Genomic DNA, 6,016 nt, shown 5'->3' on the forward strand with positions numbered 1-6,016 from the left:
ATGCGACTGTCCCTTGAGAGCCAGAACCTTGGTAATGGCTGCAGTCAGAGTGGTTTTGCCGTGGTCTACATGACCAATCGTGCCGATATTTACATGGGGCTTGGTTCGTTCAAATTTCGCCTTTGCCATTTCCTTAGGTCTCCTCTCTCAAACAACCGGTTTACACCAATCCGAAAATTCATTCCAATTTCACCACTACCGGCCTGGGTTACGATTCAGCAACCGCTTCAGTGGAGCCCACGATCGGGATTGAACCGATGACCTCTTCCTTACCAAGGAAGTGCTCCACCACTGAGCTACGTGGGCAAAACCGCAGATTGATCGTTTCTTTCCCAGCATAGGACTTGGGCTCACGACCCCAATCTACTTCAGAAGCAAGCAAATCGATAGCCAAAGCCGAACCTTTGGAATGGAGCGGGAAACGGGACTCGAACCCGCGACCCTCAGCTTGGAAGGCTGACGCTCTAGCCAACTGAGCTATTCCCGCCTAATTCCGTGCGTAACCTGCCTGAATCGATTTGCAGTATAATGGTGGAGAGGGGAGGATTCGAACCTCCGAAGGCGTCGCCGACAGATTTACAGTCTGTTCCCTTTGGCCACTCGGGAACCTCTCCTTAAAAAACATACATTTGCCACTGGAGCTGGCGATGGGACTCGAACCCGCAACCTGCTGATTACAAGTCAGCTGCTCTTCCAGTTGAGCTACGCCAGCAACAGATATGCACCCCGTAAAAACAAGGCTGACCCGTTTATCACAGGCACCGCCGGCCTGTCAATCTTTTTTTAGATCTTTCGCCAGCCTTTTTAATGCTTCACCGGCTGCCTGCTGCTCCGCATTTTTTCGTGATTCACCCTGACCACGACCCAGCACCAGCCCCCGTCCATCCTTTACCGCAACCTGAAACCAAGGACAATGATCAGCCCCCTCTCGGGAAATTATTGCGTACACAGGCAACCGCCCTGATTTTTCCTGCATTATTTCCTGAAGCGCGGTCTTGCTGTCCACCTCGGTCTCAGTCAGACTGAGATCGACCAACCTTTGAACCAGGGATTCCAAAACTGCATTCCCGCCATCCAAATAAAGCGCGGCCAACAAAGCTTCAAAGACATCGGCCAGTAAAGATGGTCGACAACGCCCTCCCTGGCGTTCCTCACCCCGACCGAGACGCAGGAAATCACCCAAACAAAGCTCGTCAGCAAACTGGGCCAAGGCCTTGGCATTGACAATTCGAGCCCGAGTTCGGCTCAGCCCCCCTTCAGATTCCCCCTGGAAGCGCCGATAGAGAATTTCGCTGACCTTGAGCTCCAGCACCGCGTCTCCAAGAAATTCAAGACGTTCATAATCCAGCTCATGGATGCAGCCTTCGCCTCTGGTCTCATTGAGATAGGATCTGTGAGTCAGAGCCTGAAGCAGAAGTTCGGGGCGCTGGAAAACATATCCGAGAATGCTTTCCAGACCGGTTATCTGATCATGATCGGAATCTCCGGCCATTACAACCTTCCGAGCTTACACAAAAAATGGATTACTGGAACGTTCCCGTCCAACGGTCGTTGCCGGACCATGGCCGGAATAAAGCACCGTTTCATCGCCCAGGGGGAAAATTTTTTCCCGCACTGATCGAATCAGGGTTTCATAATCCCCACCGGGAAAATCCGTCCGGCCGATAGAGCCGGCAAAGATCAGATCTCCGACGAAGACCACCCCCGGACCCACCAGAGAAATTGAGCCCAGAGAATGCCCCGGGGTCGACATAACCCGCAGCACCACGCTCTGTCCGATTTTAATTTCGTCACCGTCCTCCAACAACCGGTCAACCGGGGGTGAATCCTCGGCCCGCATCCCCCACAACAAGGCGCGACTGGATATTCTAGTTACCTCGGCGGCACAGGCTCGGTGCGCCATAATTTTCGCGCCGGTCACTTCCTGCATCCGTTTATTGCCACCAACGTGATCAAAGTGTTCATGCGTATTGATGATACAGACGACCTTCAGCCCGGCCTTCTCCAGAGCCGCGAGAATCAGCTCCACATCATCACCGGGATCAATCACCGCCGCCTCCCGAGTCAGCTCGCAGGCCACCAGATAACAGTTGACCTGAAGCGGTCCAACAACAACAGTCTCAAGAATCATATTTCCCCTCTATCTTTTATTACCCGACCCGGTCAGGTTTTATCAAGACCAGATTTCCGGAAACAACGTCTCTTTTTCATAAAGGAAAAAGGAGCTGACAACCGCCATCGAATCAACTCCACGACTTCCTGCCAAACGAACCGATCCGTTTATTACTATACCAAAGCGGAGGGATAATACATCAGCCCGCAAAAAGCAAGGATAAAACTGGTTAAAGCTGCTCAAGCAGCTGGGTTCCGGTCATTAGCTGAAAAAGTGGATAGAGCGGATTCCGCCGGTAAGCACCAAGACAGGACTCGTGAATTTCAAGAGAAAAAGCCGCCGTACAATCTTCCAGAATAACGGTCTTAAAATCATGACAAAGAGCGTCCGTGGCCGTGGTCAGAACACAGAAATTAGTGGCTATTCCGGCCACCGCCACCAGAGTCACATCTTGCACTCGTAATATTTTTCAAAACCAGTTCTGAAAAAAGCTGAGAACCGTGGTTTAGGCAACCACAAATCGCCTTTTTCCATATACAGATCGTCGACCACCTCGGCGCCCTCGGTTCCCGCCAGGGCATGTGGATGCATCCGTGAATTGAAAATAAAGTCATCTTCATTAAAAACATCGGTGGAAAAGATCACCGGCAGATTCTTTTCACGAAAACCGGCAATCGTCCGGTTTATCGGTAAAATTATCTCGCGCGCCAAAGGGGTGATGGGATAGCCTTTATCTTCGACGAAATAATCTTTAACCATATCAATTATAACAAGCGCCGCCTTATCCATTGTCTTCCTCCTTATAGAGGTTTTGATCCTGAAGAGAACATCTTCCTATAGGCAGTAAATTCTTGGCGCAAAACCTTTTCCGGGGTAGCTTGGCTGATGAATGCCCAGGGTAAAGGTTGGTCCTGATCAAATCCCGAGAGAGCAAACCGATAATCGTGGACGATTCTTTTCAAGTTATTTTTAAATCGTCCCCTCGAACCCGCCAGATCAACCAACGCCGCCCCCATTTCCTCGCCCCCCCGGCTGAGCTGGGCCTGCCAGGCGGCCTTGAGCGGATTCTCCATTTCAATCTCAACCCCACCCAGACGACGCAACCTCTGCAAAAGAAATTTTTCCTTGTCCTCAAGCTCTGCCAGAGAGGCAAAGGGAGCCCACTGCAACGGGGTGTGCGGCTTGGGAATAAAAGGATTGATACTGACACTCAAAGAAATATTTAATTGCCGTCTGGAACGGGCCGCCAGCATCCTGGTTCTGATCTTGTCAACCAGATCAACAATCGCCTCGATGTCATCCCTCGATTCCCCCGGCAAGCCAATAATGAAATAAAGCTTCAAGCGACCGATTCCGGCGGCCGCCACCCGCTCCGCCTGGACCAGGATAAGCTCTTCGGAAAGTCCTTTGCGCAAGGCCAGGCGCAAACGCTCCGAGCCGGCTTCCGGGGCAATCGTAATAGCTTTGACCCCACCACGCTGCATCACTTCCAGCAGGGCATCGTCCACCACATCGATCCGTAAAGAGGAAAAACTAAATTCCAGCTTCTGTTCCACCAGCCAACGGCAAAGCCCGGGAAGCTCGGGATAGTCACCCAGAGCTGAGCCTACCAGACCAACCCGGCGATAACCCAACTCCTGCCCGGCGACAACGCTTTCCTGCAAACAACTTAATGAACGATTGCGAAATGGACGATAGACGAAGCCAGCCGCGCAGAAACGACAGCCCCGAGGACAGCCGCGGTTGACCTCAAGCAGCAGACTGTCGGTAAAAACCTGAGGCCCGGACCCGGCGACGAAGGTTCGCGGCACCAGACTGTCGACCTCAGCCCGCGGTAACCGAACCTGGCCTGGAACCGGCAGGGAGGCCTTCAGAAAACCGGGTACCGCCCGCAGAGCAGGCAGTAAATCTCGCCGATCAGCCCCCTGTCGCTCAAGCAAAACCTTTATTAATATCGGAATCTGGAGCTCGCCTTCACCCAGCAGAAAACCATCCACCAGCGAAAAAAGCGGCAACGGGTTAATAAAGGTTGTGACGCCGCCGACCAGAATCAAAGGGCTTTCAGTTCCCCGCTTCCGGGCCTGAGGAGCAAGACCAGACTGCATAAGCAAGGTCACCAGATTCAAATAGTCACTTTCAAAAGAGATTGAAAAAAGGAGCAGACCGGCATCGCTGAGTGGCCGCCGGCTTTCCCTGGTCAAGGGCGGCCCGTTGCCTTCGGGCTCAAGACAGAATCTTTCCGCCACAATCCGCGGCTCTTGATTCAGAAGGTGATAGATGGTCTGAAAACCAAGATTGCTCATCGCCAGAGGATAAGTGTTGGGATAACCCAGAGCCACCGGAAAACGCCCGCCCCAATCCTTGCGGCTCACCCCTTTTTCCTCGGACGCTAATTTTTCCTGATGTCTCATTCCGACGGCGTTCCCCTTTCTTCAAGCAGAAACGCTACCCGGGACCAAAGTTCCGGGGCTCCACTCTTCAACAAGGCGGAAACCGGCACCGGCTCCGCCCCAAACCCCTGCAACCGAAGCCGCTCGCGCCAGCAACGTAATTGTTTGACCCGAGCCTGGGGTTTGAGCTTGTCGATTTTGGTCAAAACCGGAAAAAAAGGCAGATCGTTTTCAAGCAGCCAAGTCATCAGGGCAAGTTCTTCGGCTTCCGCCTCACGACGCAGATCCATGAGCAACAGCAGCCCTTTGAGGGCCTGATGTCCGGCCAGATAGTCATGCACCATCATCCCCCAGCCGCCCTGAGTTTTGCGATCAACAGCCGCATAACCATAGCCCGGCAGGTCGACCAGATAGAAAGTCCGGTTCACCAGAAAAAAATTAAGCAGCCGGGTGTGTCCCGGCTTGGCGCTGGTCCGAGCCAGCGCCCGCCGACCCAGCAGATAATTGATCAGGGTCGATTTCCCAACATTTGAACGGCCGGCAATCGCCAGATGGGGCAGTCCATCATCCGGCGCTTGAGAAATTTCGGCCGCACTCTTAACAAATTCTACCGTGTTAATTTTCATCAAAAAGACTATCAAAAGGGGTTGCAAGAAAACCCGACGATGTACTAAAATACCGGATTGTCGAATCTATCGGCCTAAGATATCTCGAAAGCTCCATCAGCCAATCTTTTTCACAAGGACTTCTCCGATGCATTACGAAGGCAATATCATCCGCCCGCCAAGTGAGGCTCGCAGCATCATTCTTCAGGTCACCGTGGGCTGTTCCCATAACCTCTGCACCTTCTGTCCCACCTACCGTGATGTCCGTTTCCGCATCAAGGACGAAGCCACCCTGACCACCGACATTCGCTATGCCGCTCGGGCCTTTACCGCCGCCCGCCGCCTGTTTATCACCGATGGCGACGCCCTGGTCATACCGTTTCCCAGGCTCCAGAGTCTGTTCGAAGAAATCAACCGCGAACTACCTCAGTTGACACGCATCGGAATCTACGCCTCCGCCAAAGCTCTGCGCCGGCGCAGTCTGGAGGAACTCCGTCTCCTCCGTGAACTTAAACTCGGAATCATTTATTACGGACTCGAAAGCGGTGACGACGAAACCCTGGCCGCGATCGAAAAAGGAACCACCGGCGCGGAATCAATCAGCCTCTGTCAGAAGGTCAAGGACGCCGACATAAAACTATCGACCACCGTTATGCTGGGCATCGCCGGCCGCGACCGTTCTCTGATCCATGCCCGGCGCACCGGCGAAGTCTTAAGCGCCATCGACCCCAACTATGTCGGCGCCCTGGTTACCATGGTGGTTCCCGGAACCCCTCTGGATGAAAGCCGGCGGAACGGCCGTTTCGAACTCCCCGATCAGCACGGCCTCCTCCTGGAACTCAAGGAGATGATTTCCTGGACCAATCTGAGCCGAGGCATGTTTATGGCCAACCACGCCTCCAACTATC

Annotated in this window: 6 protein-coding genes, 4 tRNA genes and 1 pseudogene; 1 reads left to right on the top strand and 10 read right to left on the bottom strand. The window is 53.3% G+C overall.

From position 1 onward, the window contains the following. The 10 genes and pseudogenes from tuf to ENN66_04840 form a co-directional block, all read right to left on the bottom strand. The coding region (gene tuf / locus ENN66_04795; GenBank protein HDS15923.1) for an elongation factor Tu at positions 1-129 on the bottom strand (129 nt) is incomplete at its 3' end. A 102-nt stretch (positions 130-231) separates the two neighbouring features. Beyond that, a tRNA-Thr gene (locus tag ENN66_04800) sits at positions 232-306 on the bottom strand. A gap of 104 nt (positions 307-410) precedes the next feature. Next, a tRNA-Gly gene (locus ENN66_04805) sits at positions 411-487 on the bottom strand. 42 nt (positions 488-529) lie between these two features. After that, positions 530-614 (bottom strand) — tRNA-Tyr (locus tag ENN66_04810). A gap of 22 nt (positions 615-636) precedes the next feature. Continuing rightward, a tRNA-Thr gene (locus tag ENN66_04815) sits at positions 637-712 on the bottom strand. Positions 713-772: 60 nt separating this feature from the next. Then, a complete protein-coding gene (rnc, locus tag ENN66_04820) occupies positions 773-1,492 on the bottom strand; it encodes a ribonuclease III (GenBank protein HDS15924.1) in 720 nt (239 codons plus the stop codon). A gap of 15 nt (positions 1,493-1,507) precedes the next feature. Then, entirely contained in the window at positions 1,508-2,131 is a 624-nt protein-coding gene (locus ENN66_04825) for an MBL fold metallo-hydrolase (protein ID HDS15925.1), read from the bottom strand. 211 nt (positions 2,132-2,342) lie between these two features. Next, positions 2,343-2,902: pseudogene (locus tag ENN66_04830) on the bottom strand (cysteine hydrolase). Between the two features lie 11 nt (positions 2,903-2,913). Further along, positions 2,914-4,524, bottom strand: a complete 1,611-nt coding sequence (locus ENN66_04835) for a radical SAM protein (protein HDS15926.1) — start codon at positions 4,522-4,524, stop codon at positions 2,914-2,916. Next, entirely contained in the window at positions 4,521-5,129 is a 609-nt protein-coding gene (locus ENN66_04840) for a YihA family ribosome biogenesis GTP-binding protein (protein ID HDS15927.1), read from the bottom strand. Before ENN66_04840 ends, ENN66_04835 begins: the two co-directional genes overlap by 4 nt. A 127-nt stretch (positions 5,130-5,256) precedes the next feature. Between ENN66_04840 and ENN66_04845 the strand changes: the two genes are divergently transcribed. Continuing rightward, on the top strand, positions 5,257-6,016 hold a 760-nt coding region (locus ENN66_04845), incomplete at its 3' end, for a radical SAM protein (protein ID HDS15928.1).

Source organism: Pseudomonadota bacterium (assembly GCA_011049115.1).
Taxonomy (GTDB): Bacteria; Desulfobacterota; Anaeroferrophillalia; order Anaeroferrophillales; family Tharpellaceae; genus DSCM01.

Excerpts from the sequence above, each read along its gene's own strand:
- rnc (HDS15924.1), bottom strand. The coding sequence starts at position 1,492 with ATGGCCGGAGATTCCGATCATGATCAGATAACCGGTCTGGAAAGCATT.
- ENN66_04825 (HDS15925.1), bottom strand. The coding sequence starts at position 2,131 with ATGATTCTTGAGACTGTTGTTGTTGGACCGCTTCAGGTCAACTGTTAT.
- ENN66_04835 (HDS15926.1), bottom strand. The coding sequence starts at position 4,524 with ATGAGACATCAGGAAAAATTAGCGTCCGAGGAAAAAGGGGTGAGCCGC.
- ENN66_04840 (HDS15927.1), bottom strand. The coding sequence starts at position 5,129 with ATGAAAATTAACACGGTAGAATTTGTTAAGAGTGCGGCCGAAATTTCT.